The organism is Tardiphaga sp. GW822-FHT04G09, from assembly GCF_058800725.1.
In genome coordinates this window covers 45,195-62,349 of the sequence record NZ_JBXAMO010000017.1, presented here as the reverse complement: position 1 = coordinate 62,349, position 17,155 = coordinate 45,195, and the positions used below count along the sequence as shown (strand labels likewise).

Sequence of the window (17,155 nt, the reverse complement as noted above, 5' to 3'; positions counted from 1 at the left end):
CGTGCAGCAGCGCTTCCCGCATTGTACAACCTTGACAGCAGAACGGGGTTCGACGTAACCAGCCGTCATTGCAGGGTGTGCCCCCGCCGTAAGCGTTAACGTCACTCAACGTGCTCAGCTCCGGACAGCCCCAACGTGGCTGGCCGCCTCGAAAGCACGTCGACATGAACCAGAACGCTCCCCTTCGATCCAGACCCGCACCGCTCAGCCACGACGACCGCAAGAGCCTGATCAAGCAGGTCGCGATCGTGTTTTTCGGCTTCCTCTCGGTCGGCCTGCCGCTGCCGCCGATCTCGCTCTACGTCCATGACCAGCTCGGCTTCAGCGCCGGCGTGATCGGCTTCGCCATCGGCATCCAGTCGGTGGTGACGGTGCTCACCCGCCATCGCGCCGGTACGCTCAGCGATCGCCACGGTGCGCGTCACGCGATCCGGCTCGGCCTGCCGCTGTCGGCGCTGGCCGGCCTGTTCTATCTGCTCGCCGCCACCCTGCCGCTGCCGGCCGAAGGCAAACTCGCGCTGCTGCTGACCGGGCGCGTCGCACTCGGCTTCGGCGAAAGCCTGTTCATCACCGGCACCATGAGCTGGTGCATCGGACGGCTCGGCCCGCAGCGCACCGGCCTGGTGATGTCGTGGCAGGGCATCGCCATGTATTCGGCGATTGGATTGGGTGCGCCGATCGGCCTCGCGGTCTACGCATCGATCGGCTTTGCCGGCATCGGCGCGCTTGCAGCGCTATCGCCTTTGGTTGCACTGGCCATCGCCTATACGATCCCCGACGTTCCGGTGTCGGGCAGCACCGAACGCACGCCGTTCTACAAGGTGATCGGCCTGATCTGGCGCTCCGGCACGGTGCTGTTCCTGGCCACCATTCCCTTCGCGGGCATCACCGGCTTTCTGGCATTGACCTATGTGGAGCGTGGCTGGTCCGGCGCCGGCATCGCGCTGGCGGCGTTCTCGACGGGCTTCATCGTCGTGCGCCTGGTCGGGAGCCACCTGCCCGACCAGTTCGGCGGCGCTCGCGTCGCCGTGGTGTCGCTGGCGATCGAAGCGCTCGGTCAGGCGCTGATCTGGCTCTCGACGAGCCCCATGCTCGCACTGCTCGGCTCGCTGGTCACCGGCATCGGCTTCTCGCTGATCTTCCCCTCGATGGGCGTCGAGGCCACGCGCCGCGTGCCCATCGAACAGCGCGGCCGCGCGGTGGCGAATTTCATCGCCTTCTTCGATCTGGCCATCGGCCTGACGGCGCCCGCGGTCGGCTATGCCGCCGGGCTGTTTGGCTATGGCGCGACATTCGTGATCGGCGCTGTCGCGGCGATCTGCGCGCTGGTGCTGGCGTCGAGCGGCTGAGACCAGGCCGCCCCCCCTGCCTTGCTTCTTGTGTCTGCGTCGCCAGGCGATTGAAGCGAGAATGACCTAGCGGCCGGCCGCTGCACTCCTGTGCGAACTGATTTCCAAAGGCTCCAGGGCAAAAGCGATCCGATCGGGCGACTGCTCAAGCTGGTCGCAGACTCATCCGTTTGCGATCACATGAAGCCGGGGTTGCGCGGCAGATACTGGGCCCAGTTGCCGAATTCTCGCGACGACATCAGCAACATGGGAAATTTGATCCGCATTCCGTGCTCCATCGCGACGTTGAGAGCCGCCTCGCCTGTGCCAGGCAGGAACGCCGATACCTGCGACGAGCCGCTCTCGGCCGCTAGATGCAACGCTGTTCTCAAGGCGGGAGCGACAGCGTGGGGCTCCATGACTGCGAGTGGTCCGATATGTCCGCCGGCGTCCACATAGGCGTAGCCGGCCCAATCGTTTCCGTCGTGGAGATTGAACCCTCTCGCCCCGCCATCATTGATCAGATAGCGGTGATGCTTCTCGCGCGAGACGCCAAGAACCCGCTCGTCCGCTTGCGCGAGCCGACGCAGGGTCGAAGCTTCTTCCTTGAGCGGCGTGACGTCGTATCGCGAGCCGTGCAATTTACCGATCAATTGCTCTTGCGATGCACTGACACTGTAGATGGGAAATCGCGGCAGCAGTCCGTGGCGGATATAGAGTCCTTGCGAGACTGTGTTGAAGCTGAAGGTGATGAGCACCTTGTTGGAAGCGCCCGATTTGTCGGCGTGCTCGAGAGTCCGCCTGATCAGCTCGTTGCCAACGCTCCGCCCCTGGTACTCGGGTGACACGAACAGCTGCGCCAGAAACCACATGTCGCCGCAGACCCAACTCCAGGCGAAGCCGAGAATCCGCTCGCCCTCCTCCGCCACCCAGAGACCGTCGGCATCGTCCTTCAAGGAAAACAACTGAAATTTGGGAGGCGAGCAGACGGCCATGGGCCCGAAACCATGCCGCTCCGTGAGATCATTGATGCTGGAGACGACAAGTCTATCCGCAAGTTCCAGATCCAGCGCACGCGCTGGCCGGCAGACCACAGACATCGGGTAACTCCGCTGGTTGGTCGCGTTACTTCAAAACCTCGCCGCTCCGGGATCGAGCCCGAGGGCCAGCCGGCCGGCGATGATGTAGTTGTTCGGACTCATCGCAATATGCTTCGCCGCGGCGCGCACATCGCGGACCGCACGCTCCAGGGCGCAGGTCTCGAAGATAGCGGCGGCGCCCGCGCTGGCGGCCAGCATGTCGGTGACGCACATCGCAGTCTCAGCCGCATGCGCGTTAGCGATCCGAATGTCCGCGCGTGCTTCCACCAGCCGTTGGCCGCCCGTATCGGTGGCCGCCATCAATTCCGCCATGGCATCGATCAGGAAGGCACGGGCGGCGTGAAGCATCGCTCTCGTCCGCCCGACCGTCGCCTGAACGGTCTCGTGATCGCGAAGCATGGCTCGGGTGCCGAGGCGACCTTTCCGGCAGGCAAGCTCCGCGAACGAAGCAATGGCGCCGGACGCGATGCCGAGCGGCACCCCGCAGATGCTCCACGCGAACACCGATGATGGCGGCATGCGATAGAGCAGCCCGGGCTGGGTCGGCTGCAGCCCGAGAAACAGATGGGCGTGAGCGGCCGGCACGAAAACATCCCGCGCCTCGAAATCGCAACTTCCAGTGCCGCGCAGTCCGGACACATGCCAGTTGTCGAGGATGATCACGTCTGCCCGGCTGAGATAGCAGCAGAGAAGCGGCGAATTGGGATCCTCGGGCCTGACGCTGGCCAGCACCATGAACCGCGTCGCGTGATGCGCGCCGCTGCCAAATGGCCATCGCCCGTTGATGCAATAGCCGCCATCGACGGGAGTCGCAGTGCCGACCGCACCGGTTGAACTGGCGACGAAGGCATGCCGGTCGGCGAACCAGTCGCGTGCGACGGCGTCACCGAGATAGCCGCCGATCCGGCTCATGCCGCCGCCGTTGCCGACGAGCCAGCCGACCGAGCCATCGAACGCCGAGGCGGCCTCGACTATTCTCATGAACTCGAGGGGAGATAGTTCGGGGCCACCGAGTGCTTCGGGCAGCCACAGGCGGAATAGGCCTGCGTCGGCGAACGCCGCGAAAACCGCCTCCGGCAATCGGCGGCCGCTGTCGAACTCGTCGCGCTGCGCGGCGATCAGCGGGGCCAGCGCCCGGACGGCCTCCAGCATCTGGCAACCCCGGTCGGGCACATCGGCAATCATGGCCGGGACGGCACGAACCATCAGATCAGACTGCGCCATGACCGTCGGCCTCCACCGCACTGCAGAAATCGCGCATCGAGCAGCTCTCGAAGTCTTTCAGTACGGTCGCAGCATGATCGCCCGTTCCCCGGCTGTCCTGAATCTGTTCCGAAAAAGTTGCAAATTCCGCCGAACATGTAGTCTCTAGGCCATGGCGACGATCCACGAATTCGGTCCCTACCGCCTCGACGCGGAGGCCGAGATGCTGTTTCGAGAATCCGAACCGGTCGCACTCGGACGGCGCGCGGTGATGCTGCTTCGGCTGCTTATCGAGCGCGCCGGAACACCGGTTTCCAAGGACGCGCTGATGCAGGCGGCGTGGCCGGGACTTGCGATCGAGGAGAGCAATCTGACGGTGCAGATCGCCGCCCTGCGGCGGATATTTGCCGATATCGACGGAGGCGCGACCTGGATCGAGACGCTGCCGCGCCGCGGCTACCGTTATGTCGGGCCGCTGGTCGCCACCGAATCCGGAGCCGGCCTGCCCAGGTCACCGGCACATGCAGTGTCCAATAGGCCGTCGCTCGCGGTGCTTCCATTTTCGAATCTGAGCGGCGATCCCGGGCAGGATTATTTTTCCGACGGGATCACGGGAGACATCATCGCCGAACTGTCGCGGTTCAGGTCGCTGTTCGTCGTCGCCCGTCACTCCAGCTTCGCCTACAAGGACAAGACGCCCGAGATCAAACGGGTCGGCCGCGAACTCGGCGTCAGATATGTGGCCGAGGGGAGCGTGCGCAAGATCGGCAGCCGGGTGCGGGTAACCGTCCAGCTTCTCGATGCCGCGAGCGGTTACAGTCTCTGGACCGAGCGCTACGACCGTGAACTCGAAGACATCTTCACCCTGCAGGACGAGATCGTCCGGGCGATCGTCGCAGCCCTTCCGGGCCGGCTGGAGGACGCCGGCCGCGAGATCGCCCGACGCAAGCCGACTTCGAGCATTACCGCCTATGATCTGGTGCTGCTGGGGAACGAGCGGTGGCGCCAGCTGACCGTAAAGGGGATGGCAGAGGCCAGGGAGTATTTCCGGAGCGCTGTCGTACTCGACCCGCAATATGCCCGGGCTCACGTCAATATCGCCTGGACCATCGTCTGCGACGTGTTTCTCGAATCGCCCGCCACCGCGACCCTGGACGAGGCGCTGCGCGAGATCGAGACCGCGCTCGATATCGACGACGGCGACGCCTGGTCTCATGGCGTCTTTGCACAGCTGCTGTTCCTGCTGAATGAAGACGTCAAGGCCGAAATCCATTTCAGCCGCGCGCTCAACCTCAATCCAAACGATGCCGATGTCGCCGCCGTTTTCGCCAACATCCTCGTCTACTGGGGACGGTGGCGCGAGGCGCTCATATGGATCGGGACAGCCAAACGGCTCAATCCCTTTCCGCCCAACCTGTACCACTGGTATCATGCGCTCGCCCTCTATTCGGGGCGTGAGTACCAGCAGGCAGTCAAGGCGCTGATGGAAGCGCGAGCCCTCGATAGGTGGTCGCACGGACTCCTTGCGGCCTGCCATGCGCAGATGGGGCAGCTTGGCGAGGCGCGATTCGAGGCGGAGGCATTCGTCAGCGAGAGGTATCGTGAACTGGCCGCGAATGGCCAGATCGCGCCTGCGAGCACCCTCGACCTCGCCCGGGCCCGCGCCGAAAGGTACCGCAATCCCGCTGACCGCGAACACTTTCTCGACGGCTTACGGAAGGCGGGTCTTACCAGTTGACGGCACGCAGCCATTCTCCCGCGATCGACCCGCGGAGTAACAACGCGGGAGTAAAACGATTGCGAAAACATCTTTTCATCAATGACTTATGTCATTGGTGCGCTCGGAGGGACTCGAACCCCCACCCTGTTACGGACTGCCACCTCAAGGCAGCGCGTCTACCAATTCCGCCACGAGCGCTAAAGAAATCCGGCGAGGGCAAATCGCCCGGCCGGATCAACCGGCGCCGATGTAACAAACCAATGATGGGGAGACAAGGCCTCTTGGCCTCTCCGGGCCACCTATCTGTGGTCGGGGGACCGCGGCAGCATCTGCTTGACCTCGACCGCAATCCGGTTGCGATCGACTATCACCACGCCCGACGCGACAGGCAGGTTATTGGCGAGGATTTTGACCTCGTCCTGCTCTGTGGCATCCAGTTCGATGATGGCGCCGCGGCTGAGCCGCATCACCTGGTGAACGGGCATCGAGGTGGTGCCAAGAACCACCATGATATCGACGGAAATGTTATCGAGGGTTGGCACGTCGGCCCCAAATTCCCAGATGCAGGATCGCACAGATGCAGGATTGCAGTGCCTGCGAGATCAACATGTTATGGTTAGCCAATGGTTAATGACCGCCAAACCCTCGATTTGACACCGTTTTCCCGGGGCTTGGCCGGCCGGGCGGTGGAATGGCGGGTGTCGGACACCCCGATTCCCTATCCCGAGGCCGTGGTCGAGATGGAAGCGCGGGCGGCGGCCATTGCCGATGGAACGGCGGCGGAACTGGTCTGGCTGCTGGAACACCCCCCGCTCTATACGTCCGGCACGTCAGGCAAGTCCGACGATCTGCTCGATGCCCGGTACCCGGTGTTCGAAACCGGCCGCGGCGGCCAGGTGACCTATCACGGCCCCGGTCAGCGGGTGGCCTATGTGCTGCTCGACCTCAAGGCGCGCCGGCCGGATGTGCGGGCCTATGTGGCCGCGCTGGAAGACCTGATCATCCGGACTCTGGACGCCTTCAACGTGAAGGGCGAGCGGCGCGAGGACCGGGTCGGCGTCTGGGTCGCCCGCCCCGACAAGGGCGCAGGATTCGAGGACAAGATCGCCGCCATCGGCGTTCGGCTGCGGCGCTGGGTCTCGTTCCATGGCATCGCCATCAACGTGGAACCGGATCTCGCGCATTTCGATGCCATCGTGCCCTGCGGCGTGGTCGATCCGCGCTACGGCGTCACCAGCCTGGTCGATCTCGGCCTGCCCGTCAGCATGACCGACGTGGACGTGGCGCTGCGGCAGGCGTTCGGGGAGGTGTTTGGCGAGAGCGAGCAGCTCGCGGCGGAAACGGCGGTCTGAGCGACGCAAACCGAATTAAAGCGTCGGCAATTGCGAGAAAACCTCACCGTTGACGCGCAGGGCAAGCATGTCTGGCGTGGCATCGCTTGTTACGACGCTATCGACGCGCGCGGCGGTTGGACCACGGCGGCACGCCTCGATCATGTCAGTGACAATATCGGCGGGTCCTGCAAACACAGCTTCCACGCTGCCATCCCGGCAGTTGCGCACCCAGCCTTCGAGGCCGAGCAACGAGGCTTGTTGGCCGGTCCAGTAGCGATAGCCGACGCCCTGTACGCGGCCGAGGATCATTACGTGACGGATCACGCCGGCCATCTATTTCTTGAGCCCCGAATCTTTCAAGCCAAGAAAATCGACGCCGCGCTGCTTCACCACGGCGCCGCGGGTGACGCTTTCCATCAACTCGGCTGACGCAAGGTTTTTCAGCTCCTTCGGCCCCGCACCTTCGCGTACTGCTTTAAGAGTCGCATGAACGGCGGCGGTCGCCGCGGAGATCGGCGCATGGCCCTGAATGGCGATGCGGACGCGCTGGGCGCTGAGGAAATCCCAGTCCATGTCGTCGGTGGGGTTGCCGAGCACGATCGGCAGCGTGGTCGCCGCAGCCGCCGCCTGCAGTTCGGCGCGGTTCTTGAGACCGGTGATCATCAGGGCATCGACGCCGGCGGCTTCATAGGATTTCGCACGCGCAATCGCATCATCCACGGATGTGATGGATGCGGCGGCCGTACGCCCCACGATGACCAGCGCCGGATCCTGGCGCGCGCTGAGCGCCGCCTTGATCTTGCCAAGCCCCTCTTCCGCAGAGATCAACTGCGCCCTGGCTTCGCCGAACGCGGCGGGCAACAGCGTGTCCTCGATGGTCAGGCCGGCAGCACCGGCGGCTTCCAGCTCTTCCACCGTGCGGCGGACATTGAGCGCATTGCCATAGCCGTGATCGGCATCGACCAGCACCGGCAGCGAGCCGGCGCGCGACATCCGTCGCATCTGTTCGGCCAGCTCGGTGAGCGTGATCAGCGCGACGTCGGGATCGCCGAGGATGGCAAGCGATGCGGCCGAACCGCCGAACATGCCGATCTCGAAACCTAGGTCTTCGGCGATACGCACCGAGATCGCGTCATAGACCGATCCCGGACGCATGCAGCGGTCGCCGGTCAGGATCGCCCGGAGCCCGTAACGGCGTTGCCGGAACGTGGTCACGCGAATTCAAGAATGAGCGCATCCACCGCCAGCGTTGCGCCGGCAGCGGCATGGATCTTCTTGACGGTGCCGTCGCGTTCGGCACGCAGCACGTTCTGCATCTTCATCGCCTCCACAACGGCGAGGGTTTCGCCGGCCTTGACGTCCTGACCTTCGGCCACGGCAATCGACACAACGAGACCCGGCATCGGGCACAGCAGCTTCTTGCCGGTATCGGCCTTGACGCCCACCGGCATCAGGCGCGCGGCCGCAGCCTCGGTTTCGGTAAAGACATTGACCGCGACTTCATAACCCTGATGCGCGATGCGGATTCCCGACGCCATCGGACGCACCTGCATAGCGACGCTGTGGCCATCGATGGTGCCTTCCCAGACGGGCACGCCGGGCTTCCAGGACGACGAGAGCTTATGCGGCGTACCAGCCTTGCCGTCGGCACCGACGAAGGCCACCGTCACGACATCGCCGTCACGGGCCACGTCGAGCGCGATCTCCTCGCGCTCCAGCCACACCGCGCGGCGACCCGCACGGGTCACCGGACGGCCGATCAGCTGGCCGGAAATCTGCCGCTTGCGTTCGCCATAGACGGCGTCGACGGCAGCGGCCACCGCGGCGATACGGCGGGCGACCTCGCCCTCCGGCGCCCTGGCGGTGAAGCCCTTCGGGAATTCCTCGGCGATGAAGCCGGTAGAGAGGTTGCCCTCGCGCCAGCGCGGATGGCTCATCAGAGCCGACAGGAACGGAATGTTGTGGCGGATACCGTCGATATAGAACGCGTCCAGCGCATGGGACTGCGCCTCGATGGCGGCGGCGCGCGACGGGGCGTGGGTGACAAGCTTGGCGATCATCGGATCGTAATAGATCGAGATCTCGCCGCCCTCCTCCACGCCGGTGTCGTTGCGCACGGTGATGTTGTCGGCCTTGCTTTCCGCCGGCGGGCGATACTTCACGAGACGGCCGATCGACGGCAGGAAGTTGCGGAACGGATCTTCCGCATAGACGCGGGACTCGACGGCCCAGCCAGTCAGCGTGACGTCCTTCTGCGCAAGCTGCAGCTTCTCGCCGGCGGCGACGCGGATCATCTGCTCGACGAGATCGACACCGGTGACCAGTTCAGTCACGGGGTGTTCGACCTGCAGACGGGTGTTCATTTCAAGGAAGTAGAAGCTCTTGTCCTGGCCGGCGACGAATTCCACCGTGCCGGCAGAGTCGTAATTCACCGCCTGGGCGAGGGCCACGGCCTGCTCGCCCATCTTGCGGCGGGTGGTCTCGTCGAGCAGCGGTGACGGCGCCTCCTCGATGACCTTCTGGTTGCGGCGCTGGATCGAACATTCGCGCTCGCCGAGATAAATCACGTTGCCGTGCTTGTCGCCCAGCACCTGGATTTCGATATGGCGGGGATCGACGATGAACTTCTCGATGAAGACGCGGTCGTCACCAAAGGACGACTTCGCCTCGGCCTTGGCGAGGTTGAAGCCTTCAGCCACTTCCGAGGTCGAATGCGCGATGCGCATGCCCTTGCCGCCGCCGCCGGCAGAGGCCTTGATCATCACGGGATAACCGATCTCGTCGGCGATCTTCACCGCGTGTTTGTCGTCGGTGATGACACCGAGATAACCCGGCACCGTGGAGACATTGGCCTTGGCTGCGGCCTTCTTGGATTCGATCTTGTCGCCCATGGCGGCGATGGCGCCGGGGTTGGGTCCGATGAAGACGATACCGGCGGCTTCCAGCGCGCGCGGAAACGCCTCGCGCTCGGACAGGAAACCGTAGCCGGGATGCACCGCCTCGGCGCCGGTCTGTTTGCAGGCCTCGACGATCTTCTCGATCAAGAGATAACTCTCGGCCGCGGCCGGTGGCCCGATCAACACGGCCTCATCGGCCATCTCGACATGCAGCGCATCACGATCGGCTTCGGAATAGACGGCGACGGTCTTGATACCCATCTTGCGGGCGGACTTGATGACCCGGCATGCGATCTCGCCGCGGTTGGCGATCAGAATTTTTTTGAACATGAGCTGTCTTACTTGCAACCTTGAGGCGGGATCGGGAAGATGGAGGCGACGGTACAATGTGGCATGGCGCCGCAGTCGTAACAATTCTGTCGCGGACAAAAACTAGAGAAGACGCCTGGACCGGATCGGCCGAGTTCGTTCGAAGCGAGGTTTTTCATGCGCTGCGCCACCATCCTCTCCCTCAGTCTTACTTTTATATCCGCTACAACGGCTTTCGCCCAAAACAGCCCTCCCCGCAACCTCATTTTGTTCGTACCTGACGGGCTCCGGGCGCTGAAAGTGACGCCGGAAACGGCACCTGCGATGTCCGCAGTGCGGGATAAAGGCGTCAATTTCCGCAACTCGCATTCGCTGTTTCCGACCTTCACCATGGCCAATGCGTCGGGCATGGCCTCGGGCCATTATCTCGGCGACACCGGCGTGTTCTCGAACTCGATCTATACCGGCCGCCCCACCCCGGTGCAGAACAACAGCCCAATCCCCTTCATCGAACACGACCAGGTGCTGGGCGACCTCGACGAGCAATTCAACGGCGACTACCTCAATGAAGAGACGCTGCTGAAAGCTGCGCGCAAGGCCGGCTATTCCACCGCCGCCATCGGCAAGGTCGGCCCGACGCTGATGTTCGACCACACCGAACGCACCGGCAAGGAGACGATCACCATCGACGACCAGACCGGCGGCGTCGACAAATCAGGCAAGCTGCTCGGCATCCCTCTGTCGGATGAAATGAAGGACGCTCTCGCGAAGGCTGGCCTCGCGGTCGAAACACCCGGCCGCGGCGAGAACGGCAAGGCGGGCGACGCCAAGACGCCGGGCACCACGGAAGCCAACATCAAGCAGCAGGCCTATATGGCCGATGTCGCGAGCAAAGTGGTGCTGCCGATGTTCAAGGCGCGCAACAAGCCCTTTGTGCTGATCTTCTGGTCGCGCGATCCCGACGGCACCCAGCACAATCAGGGCGACAGCCTCAACAAGGTGACGCCGGGGATCAACGGCCCCTCCTCGCTGGCCTCCATCAAGAATGCCGACGACAATCTCGCTCAGCTGCGCAAGGCGCTCGACGATCTCGGCCTCACCGCCAATACCAACATCATGATTTCGGCGGATCATGGCTTCTCGACCATCTCCAAGGAGAGCAAGACCTCCGCGACCATCAAGGGCACCTATACCGACACGCCGGAAGGTTTCCTGCCGCTGGGATTCTTGGCCATCGATCTCGCCAAGTCGCTCGACCTGCCGCTGTTCGATCCCAACGACGGGTTCAAGACCGTCGCCGACAACGCCTATCCGAAGGCCGGCAATGCCTTCATCGGCACAGATAAGGACAAGCCCGAGCTGATCATCGCCACCAATGGCGGCTCCGATCTGATCTATCTGCCGACCGGCGACAAGGACCTCGCCGGCCGCACGGTGAAGGCGCTGCTGAAGCAGGATTACATCAGCGGCATCTTCGCCGACGATGCGCTCGGCTCGTTCCCCGGCGCATTGCCGCTGTCGTCGATCAACCTGTCCGGCAAGGCCGTGACGCCGCATCCCGCGATCGTCGTCTCGTTCCGCTCCTATTCGGAAGGCTGCGAAGAGCCGGCGGCGTGCCAGATCGAGGTCGCCGATACCGTGCTGCGTCAGGGCCAGGGCATGCATGGCTCGTTCGGGCGCGGCGATACCCATAACTTCATGGCGGCGATCGGACCGGACTTCAAAGCCGGCTTCGTCGATCCCCTGCCGGTCAGCAATGCCGATACCGGCATCACCGCTGCGCATCTGCTTGGCCTGAAGCGCGACGCCAAGGGCGGCCTGATCGGCCGCGTGATGAGCGAAGCGACGGTAACTGGCGAGACGCCGACGGCAATGACCGACGTGATGCGTTCGGCGCCCGACGATCAGGGCCTGGTCACTGTGCTGCAACTGCAGAAGGTCAGCGAACACAAGTATTTCGATGTCGCCGGTTTCCCCGGCCGGACGGTCGGACTCGACGCGAAGTAAGCGACAGCGCAAACAAAAACGGCGGAGCCACGCTCCGCCGTTTCCGTATTCTGATGACCTGCGACCCGCTTACATGCCGATGTCGAACACGTTCGGCAGCTGCAGGGTCGCGGCGCCGACCACGGTCGTGACCAGGGTCATGATGGTGGCGTTGCTGACGCGCTTGGCGCGCATTTGCGAGGCGATCCATTCGAGCACTTCGATATTCACGCCGACGGCCTTGGTCGGTGCCCAGGTCTCGATGGCAACATCGGGCGACAGCGCCACCGCGCGCGACGGCACCGGCAGTCCCGATGCAGACGCAGCGTGGTGTACCACAGCCTTGGCGAATAGATCGTCGAAGCGACCGTCATCGCTGCGCTCGGCGGCAGCTTCGTTGATCGCGAACAGCGCCTCGGCCTCGTCGCGGCTGACCGGCTGGCTGGCCAGTGCCGACGCATTCAGGATGCGCTCGCACCAGGCGGCGTCATCGGCATCGAGTGCACGGGAGAAATGGATACGGCCACGGGTGGTCGGGCCTTCGCCGGTAATGACGCCGTCGCGCACGATGGCGAGGGCCTGGGCCGCAGCGCGATGGTTGTCGATGGTGGAGGTTTCGATGGCGCCGAACAGGTCGGCAGCGGCAGCGGATGACATTTCAAACTCTTCTGTTTTCAGCATATTTCTCAACATGACCCAGCAATTCCATGGTCGACTTAACGCTCGGTTAAGAACTCGATCCGGGGTTTTCTTATCCCTAACCGTTGCAGTTCAGTCGCGCCGGGGCGCTGCTGGGTTCGATCTGATGTGACGATCCGGTCAGGCGGGATTGCGCCGGACGGGCGGCAACATCGCGGCATCCGATAACATCATGTTGCGTGGCTGTTTTGCCGCAGCCTCCTTGCGTGAAACTGGATGCCAGCGCGCGGCGAATTTGAAGAAAGTTCTTGTCCTTTTCGCCGGACAGTTCCATTTACCAGTGTGCGCCTCTATAGTCCGCTCGCAAAATTCATCTGTAATCAGAATGACATGAGGTCCATCATGACGCTCCAGATCAACGCCGTCGCCCCCGATTTCGAGGCCGAAACCACGGCCGGCCGCATCAAGTTCCACGACTGGATCGGGGATAGCTGGGCTCTTTTATTCTCGCATCCGAAGGACTTCACCCCGGTCTGCACCACCGAGCTCGGCGCGCTCGCCAAGCTGCAGCCGGAATTCGACAAGCGCGGCGTCAAGCTGATCGGCCTCAGCGTCGATCCCGTGCACAAGCACGCGCTCTGGGTCGACGACATTAACGAAACCCAGGGCGCCCGCCCGACCTTCCCGATGATCGGCGACACCGACCTCAAGGTCTCCAAGCTCTACAACATGCTGCCGGCCGACGTGGCGGGCGATGCCGACAGCCGCACCGCGGCGGAGAACGCTACCGTGCGCAACGTCTTCATCATCGGACCGGACAAGAGGATCAAACTGGTGCTGGTCTATCCGATGACCACCGGCCGCAACTTCCAGGAAATCCTGCGCGTGATCGATTCAGTGCAGATGACCGCGAAGCATCGCGTTGCAACGCCGGCCGACTGGCAACAGGGCGAGGACGTCATCATCGCCGGCTCCGTCACCAACGACGAAGCCAAGACGATCTATCCGAACGGCTGGAAAGAACCGAAGCCCTATATCCGCATCGTGCCGCAGCCGAAGTAACACTGCGACTGATTTGCAAGAATGAGAGAGGCGCTGCGAGAGATCGCGGCGCTTTTTTTTGCGCGTCGTGCCGATACGCTGACGCGTAGGATGGGTTTCGCTCCGGCGCGGTGCACCTCCGCTCTACCCATCCTGCACTCAGCGCCAGCCGTGCGGCGCCGGCCAGTTGGCAATCAGCAAGCCCAATGTCGTCGCCGTCGCCGTGACGAACGTGCCCCAGGCGACATCGACGACCACCACCGGCCAAGTCTAGTGTGTGAGCAGCGACAGCGAGGTCAGCTCGAAGGTCGCGTAGCAGAGGAAGCCGAACACCACGCCATAGAGCAAGGTCGAGCGCCAGGACGCATCGGGTGAGCCGCTGAAGAAGATCAGCATGCCCGCGATGTACCGACAGTAGAACAGGATCGCCGGCGCGACACGCGCCTCGCCGAGCATGTCGCCGGCCTGATGAAGATGCCTTTCGCGAAGCAGCCGAGGAAGAGCAGATCCACCGGCAGCATGACGACGAACGTCGTCACATGGAGGATCGCGTATCGCTTCAAAAACGGCCTCGGTACTAATTCGGTAAGAAATATCCTGATACTACGCGCCAGCACACGCAAGGTTGCACGCTTGCGCAATATTCGAAGCCGGATCAATCACTCGACATCCGTGTTAGATGAAGTGATGACCGATCAATCCCAAACACCGACGATCGTCTGGTTTCGCGACGACCTTCGTCTGTCCGATCACCCCGCGCTACATGCCGCAGCCAAGCGCAATGCGCCGGTGATCTGTCTCTACATCCTCGACGAACAGAGCAACGCACTGAAGCCACCGCAGGCGCGGCCGATGGGCAGCGCGACGCGATGGTGGCTGGCGCAGTCGCTGCGCGCGCTTGAGGCAAACCTCAATGCCATCGGCGGAACACTGGTGCTGCGCAAGGGCGCCGCGGCCGACGTCATTGTGGACATCGCGCGCGAGATCGATGCCAGCCACGTGTTCTGGAACGAGCTCGCACAGGCGCCGCACCTCGCCGTCGCCGATGGCGTCACCGAAGCGCTCGCCGATCTCGATGTCGGCACGCAGAGCTTTCCGGGCGACCTGCTGGCGCATCCCGCCGCAATTCGCGCCAAGGAGACCGCCGCCAGGGAGAGCCGCGGCTTGCGCGTCTTCACGCCGTTCTGGCGACGCGTTCAGGCGGCGGGCGGACCGACCAAGCCGGCACCGGCGCCGAAGAAACTGCTTCCCGCACCGAAGGTGAGGAGCGACAAGCTCGCCGACTGGAAGCTCGAGCCGTCGAAGCCTGACTGGGCCGGCGGTCTGCGCGAGACATGGACGCCCGGCGAAGCAGGCGCGCAGAAACATCTGAAGCGCTTCCTCAAGGACATCGCGGGCTATAGCAGCGATCGTGACCGACCTGACCGCGAGATCACATCGCACCTGTCGCCGCATCTTCGCTTCGGCGAGATCAGTCCGCGGCAGATCTGGACCGCCGCGCATTTCGCAGCTGCAGAACATCCGAAGCTCGGCAGCGACATCGCAAAGTTCATGAGTGAAGTCGGCTGGCGCGAGTTCTGTCGCCATCTACTGTTCGATGTTCCCGATTTGGCCACGCGCAATCTGCAATCATCCTTCGATCAGTTCCCATGGAAGACCGATCGCAAGGCGCTCCGCGCGTGGCAACGCGGATTGACCGGCTATCCGATCGTCGATGCGGGTATGCGCGAGCTCTGGCACACCGGTGTGATGCACAATCGCGTACGCATGGTGGTCGCATCCTTCCTCGTCAAACATCTGCTCATCGACTGGCGCGAGGGCGAGAGGTGGTTCTGGGATACGCTTGTCGATGCGGATGCGGGCAGCAATCCCGCCAACTGGCAGTGGGTCGCGGGCTCCGGCGCGGATGCTGCACCCTACTTCCGCGTCTTCAATCCGATCCTACAGGGTGAGAAGTTCGATCCCGATGGTGTCTATGTCAGGCGCTGGGTGCCCGAACTGGCAGAACTATCCACAAAACAGATTCACCAGCCTTGGACCGCTTCACCGCTCGAACTGAAAAGTGCGGGAATCACTTTAGGCAAAGACTATCCGTCGCCGATCGTCGATCACAAAGTCGGTCGCGAGCGCGCATTAAAGGCGTACACAACGATACGAAATAGTTGACTGTCCATGACACACTCTTCAACACGCGCCCGAATCGGACTAACGTGAAAAAGTCGACAATGTTGGGGGATGCTATGAACGACGACACTCCAGTCCTGGAGCAAGTGACGGACGCGCTTAGCAGCGCAGCCGACGCGACTAAGGAAGTCGCCACCTCGGTGGTGAAGAAGGTCAAGAAGGCCGCAAAGAAAGTCGCAAAGAAAGTGACCCCGGCTAAGAAGACGAAGAAGTCCACCAAGAAATCTTCTGCGAAGAAATCTTCAAAGAAGAAAACCCAGAAAGCGAGACCAATGGCTAAGAAAGCAACGAAGAAGACCGTCAAGAAAGCTGCCAAGAAGACCGTGAAGAAGGCAGCCGCCAAGAAGACCGTGAAGAAGGCCGCCAAGAAGGCCGCTCCGAAGAAGGCCAAGAAGGCCAAGAAGGCTGCCAAGAAGAAGTAACCTTCTTCGCAGATGTGAAAGCCTCCGGGTCCAAGCCCGGAGGCTTTTTCATGTCTGGGGTCTGGATTGACGCGGGATGCATCAAGCCTTGCATCAGGCCTTGGCGCGGTTGACCAGCAACACTGCAGCGCCGCAGGCGATCATGCCGACGATCGCAACAGCATCCAGCTTCTCGCCGAACAGGATGAAGGCCATCAGCGCGGTCACGGCCGGCACCAGATAGAACAGGCTCGCCACCTGGCTCGAGGCCTGGCGCCGCAGCAGCCAGTAGAGCAGCCCGACGGTGCCGATCGACAGCACCACCGCGAGCCACACCACCGACAGCACGAACTCGGTGGTCCAATGGATCACATTGGTCTCAAAGGCCAGCGCGCCGATGCCGAGCATGACCATTGCTGCGAGTTGCTGAATGAAGCTGCCGGCGCGCCAGTCGATGCCGCCGCAATAGCGCTTCTGATAGAGCGTGCCGACAGTGATCGTGATCAGCGAAATACCAGACGCGAACCAGCCCCAGCCCGCCTCGCCCGTCATCGGCCGGCCATGCAGGATCAGCAATACGCCAGCGAGACCGAGCGCCAGCCCGCCCCATTGCAGCGGCGTGACCCGCTCCCCGAGGAAACGGCTCGCCAGAATAGAGGTGAGGATCGGCTGCAGGCCGGGGATCAGCGCCGACAGACCGACCGGAACCTTGTGCGCCACCGCGAACACGGTGCCGGCGAGATAGAGACCCTGCACCAGCAGACCGGCAACGATGCTGTGGCCGATGCCGGCGCGATCCGGCCATGCCGGTCGCACCCATGCGACGACCACCGCCATGATCGCGACGGCCAGCATCATGCGCACGGTGAGATAGGTCAGCGGCTCGGCGCCGTTCAGCACATATTTCGTGCCGATGAAGCCGGTGCTCCACAGCAGCACGAAGACGATGGGTGCGGCGCGCCCGATCAGGGTTTCAAGATCGCTTTTCTGAGCCTGTTTCATGGGCTGCTCAG

17 protein-coding genes and 1 tRNA gene are annotated in these 17,155 nt (G+C 63.2%); 7 read left to right on the top strand and 11 right to left on the bottom strand.

Features of this window, described 5'->3' with window-relative positions; translation table 11 throughout:
• Nucleotides 1-164: 164 nt before the first annotated feature.
• Nucleotides 165-1,349, top strand: coding sequence for an MFS transporter (locus AC1RLZ_RS23500; RefSeq protein ID WP_493190565.1), 1,185 nt, complete (start codon nucleotides 165-167; stop codon nucleotides 1,347-1,349).
• A 176-nt stretch (nucleotides 1,350-1,525) separates the two neighbouring features.
• Here the strand turns inward: AC1RLZ_RS23500 and AC1RLZ_RS23495 are convergent, their stop codons facing one another.
• Nucleotides 1,526-2,428 (bottom strand): GNAT family N-acetyltransferase, encoded by a 903-nt coding sequence (locus AC1RLZ_RS23495; RefSeq protein WP_493190564.1) that lies wholly within the window; start codon nucleotides 2,426-2,428, stop codon nucleotides 1,526-1,528.
• 30 nt (nucleotides 2,429-2,458) lie between these two features.
• Entirely contained in the window at nucleotides 2,459-3,652 is a 1,194-nt protein-coding gene (locus AC1RLZ_RS23490; protein WP_493190563.1) for an acyl-CoA dehydrogenase family protein, read from the bottom strand.
• A gap of 151 nt (nucleotides 3,653-3,803) precedes the next feature.
• Between AC1RLZ_RS23490 and AC1RLZ_RS23485 the strand changes: the two genes are divergently transcribed.
• Nucleotides 3,804-5,369, top strand: a complete 1,566-nt coding sequence (locus AC1RLZ_RS23485) for a winged helix-turn-helix domain-containing tetratricopeptide repeat protein (RefSeq protein WP_493190562.1) — start codon at nucleotides 3,804-3,806, stop codon at nucleotides 5,367-5,369.
• A 95-nt stretch (nucleotides 5,370-5,464) separates the two neighbouring features.
• Here the strand turns inward: AC1RLZ_RS23485 and AC1RLZ_RS23480 are convergent.
• A tRNA-Leu gene (locus AC1RLZ_RS23480) sits at nucleotides 5,465-5,549 on the bottom strand.
• A gap of 101 nt (nucleotides 5,550-5,650) precedes the next feature.
• A complete protein-coding gene (locus AC1RLZ_RS23475) occupies nucleotides 5,651-5,893 on the bottom strand; it encodes a FliM/FliN family flagellar motor switch protein (protein WP_371425265.1) in 243 nt (80 codons plus the stop codon).
• Between the two features lie 81 nt (nucleotides 5,894-5,974).
• Here AC1RLZ_RS23475 and lipB point away from each other — a divergent pair, with 81 nt between their 5' ends.
• The gene (lipB, locus tag AC1RLZ_RS23470) at nucleotides 5,975-6,703 is read left to right on the top strand and encodes a lipoyl(octanoyl) transferase LipB (protein ID WP_493190561.1); all 729 of its coding nucleotides are present in this window, start codon (nucleotides 5,975-5,977) and stop codon (nucleotides 6,701-6,703) included.
• Between the two features lie 15 nt (nucleotides 6,704-6,718).
• On the opposite strand, the gene AC1RLZ_RS23465 is transcribed toward lipB, so the two are convergent.
• From AC1RLZ_RS23465 to AC1RLZ_RS23455, 3 genes are read right to left on the bottom strand one after another with little or no spacing between them, the layout of a single operon-like run.
• A complete protein-coding gene (locus AC1RLZ_RS23465; RefSeq protein ID WP_493190560.1) occupies nucleotides 6,719-7,018 on the bottom strand; it encodes an acylphosphatase in 300 nt (99 codons plus the stop codon).
• The gene (locus tag AC1RLZ_RS23460; protein WP_493190611.1) at nucleotides 7,019-7,840 is read right to left on the bottom strand and encodes an isocitrate lyase/PEP mutase family protein; all 822 of its coding nucleotides are present in this window, start codon (nucleotides 7,838-7,840) and stop codon (nucleotides 7,019-7,021) included.
• 56 nt (nucleotides 7,841-7,896) lie between these two features.
• Nucleotides 7,897-9,912: an acetyl-CoA carboxylase biotin carboxylase subunit gene (locus tag AC1RLZ_RS23455; RefSeq protein WP_493190559.1), complete on the bottom strand. Its 2,016-nt coding sequence runs from the start codon at nucleotides 9,910-9,912 to the stop codon at nucleotides 7,897-7,899.
• 156 nt (nucleotides 9,913-10,068) lie between these two features.
• Here AC1RLZ_RS23455 and AC1RLZ_RS23450 point away from each other — a divergent pair, with 156 nt between their 5' ends.
• The gene (locus AC1RLZ_RS23450) at nucleotides 10,069-11,898 is read left to right on the top strand and encodes an alkaline phosphatase family protein (RefSeq protein WP_493190558.1); all 1,830 of its coding nucleotides are present in this window, start codon (nucleotides 10,069-10,071) and stop codon (nucleotides 11,896-11,898) included.
• Between the two features lie 69 nt (nucleotides 11,899-11,967).
• On the opposite strand, the gene AC1RLZ_RS23445 is transcribed toward AC1RLZ_RS23450, so the two are convergent.
• Nucleotides 11,968-12,534: a hypothetical protein gene (locus AC1RLZ_RS23445; protein WP_371425279.1), complete on the bottom strand. Its 567-nt coding sequence runs from the start codon at nucleotides 12,532-12,534 to the stop codon at nucleotides 11,968-11,970.
• 100 nt (nucleotides 12,535-12,634) lie between these two features.
• Nucleotides 12,635-12,850, bottom strand: a complete 216-nt coding sequence (locus AC1RLZ_RS23440; RefSeq protein ID WP_493190557.1) for a hypothetical protein — start codon at nucleotides 12,848-12,850, stop codon at nucleotides 12,635-12,637.
• A 68-nt stretch (nucleotides 12,851-12,918) separates the two neighbouring features.
• Here AC1RLZ_RS23440 and AC1RLZ_RS23435 point away from each other — a divergent pair, with 68 nt between their 5' ends.
• Nucleotides 12,919-13,578: a peroxiredoxin gene (locus tag AC1RLZ_RS23435; protein WP_493190556.1), complete on the top strand. Its 660-nt coding sequence runs from the start codon at nucleotides 12,919-12,921 to the stop codon at nucleotides 13,576-13,578.
• 249 nt (nucleotides 13,579-13,827) lie between these two features.
• On the opposite strand, the gene AC1RLZ_RS23430 is transcribed toward AC1RLZ_RS23435, so the two are convergent.
• Complete coding sequence (locus tag AC1RLZ_RS23430) at nucleotides 13,828-14,013, bottom strand: DUF2177 family protein (protein ID WP_493190555.1); 186 nt, start codon at nucleotides 14,011-14,013, stop codon at nucleotides 13,828-13,830.
• A 231-nt stretch (nucleotides 14,014-14,244) separates the two neighbouring features.
• Here AC1RLZ_RS23430 and AC1RLZ_RS23425 point away from each other — a divergent pair, with 231 nt between their 5' ends.
• Both AC1RLZ_RS23425 and AC1RLZ_RS23420 read left to right on the top strand, forming a co-directional pair.
• Complete coding sequence (locus tag AC1RLZ_RS23425) at nucleotides 14,245-15,723, top strand: cryptochrome/photolyase family protein (protein WP_493190554.1); 1,479 nt, start codon at nucleotides 14,245-14,247, stop codon at nucleotides 15,721-15,723.
• A gap of 74 nt (nucleotides 15,724-15,797) precedes the next feature.
• Nucleotides 15,798-16,163 (top strand): hypothetical protein, encoded by a 366-nt coding sequence (locus AC1RLZ_RS23420; RefSeq protein WP_493190553.1) that lies wholly within the window; start codon nucleotides 15,798-15,800, stop codon nucleotides 16,161-16,163.
• A gap of 93 nt (nucleotides 16,164-16,256) precedes the next feature.
• Here AC1RLZ_RS23420 and AC1RLZ_RS23415 read toward each other — a convergent pair whose 3' ends face one another.
• Nucleotides 16,257-17,144, bottom strand: a complete 888-nt coding sequence (locus AC1RLZ_RS23415) for a DMT family transporter (RefSeq protein ID WP_493190552.1) — start codon at nucleotides 17,142-17,144, stop codon at nucleotides 16,257-16,259.
• Nucleotides 17,145-17,155: the final 11 nt, after the last annotated feature.

Excerpts from the sequence above, each read along its gene's own strand:
- lipB (WP_493190561.1), top strand. The coding sequence starts at position 5,975 with ATGGTTAATGACCGCCAAACCCTCGATTTGACACCGTTTTCCCGGGGC.
- AC1RLZ_RS23420 (WP_493190553.1), top strand. The coding sequence starts at position 15,798 with ATGAACGACGACACTCCAGTCCTGGAGCAAGTGACGGACGCGCTTAGC.
- AC1RLZ_RS23485 (WP_493190562.1), top strand. The coding sequence starts at position 3,804 with ATGGCGACGATCCACGAATTCGGTCCCTACCGCCTCGACGCGGAGGCC.
- AC1RLZ_RS23440 (WP_493190557.1), bottom strand. The coding sequence starts at position 12,850 with ATGGAACTGTCCGGCGAAAAGGACAAGAACTTTCTTCAAATTCGCCGC.
- AC1RLZ_RS23415 (WP_493190552.1), bottom strand. The coding sequence starts at position 17,144 with ATGAAACAGGCTCAGAAAAGCGATCTTGAAACCCTGATCGGGCGCGCC.
- AC1RLZ_RS23495 (WP_493190564.1), bottom strand. The coding sequence starts at position 2,428 with ATGTCTGTGGTCTGCCGGCCAGCGCGTGCGCTGGATCTGGAACTTGCG.
- AC1RLZ_RS23455 (WP_493190559.1), bottom strand. The coding sequence starts at position 9,912 with ATGTTCAAAAAAATTCTGATCGCCAACCGCGGCGAGATCGCATGCCGG.
- AC1RLZ_RS23500 (WP_493190565.1), top strand. The coding sequence starts at position 165 with ATGAACCAGAACGCTCCCCTTCGATCCAGACCCGCACCGCTCAGCCAC.
- AC1RLZ_RS23425 (WP_493190554.1), top strand. The coding sequence starts at position 14,245 with ATGACCGATCAATCCCAAACACCGACGATCGTCTGGTTTCGCGACGAC.
- AC1RLZ_RS23490 (WP_493190563.1), bottom strand. The coding sequence starts at position 3,652 with ATGGCGCAGTCTGATCTGATGGTTCGTGCCGTCCCGGCCATGATTGCC.
- AC1RLZ_RS23430 (WP_493190555.1), bottom strand. The coding sequence starts at position 14,013 with ATGCTCGGCGAGGCGCGTGTCGCGCCGGCGATCCTGTTCTACTGTCGG.
- AC1RLZ_RS23445 (WP_371425279.1), bottom strand. The coding sequence starts at position 12,534 with ATGTCATCCGCTGCCGCTGCCGACCTGTTCGGCGCCATCGAAACCTCC.
- AC1RLZ_RS23435 (WP_493190556.1), top strand. The coding sequence starts at position 12,919 with ATGACGCTCCAGATCAACGCCGTCGCCCCCGATTTCGAGGCCGAAACC.
- AC1RLZ_RS23465 (WP_493190560.1), bottom strand. The coding sequence starts at position 7,018 with ATGGCCGGCGTGATCCGTCACGTAATGATCCTCGGCCGCGTACAGGGC.
- AC1RLZ_RS23450 (WP_493190558.1), top strand. The coding sequence starts at position 10,069 with ATGCGCTGCGCCACCATCCTCTCCCTCAGTCTTACTTTTATATCCGCT.
- AC1RLZ_RS23460 (WP_493190611.1), bottom strand. The coding sequence starts at position 7,840 with ATGCGTCCGGGATCGGTCTATGACGCGATCTCGGTGCGTATCGCCGAA.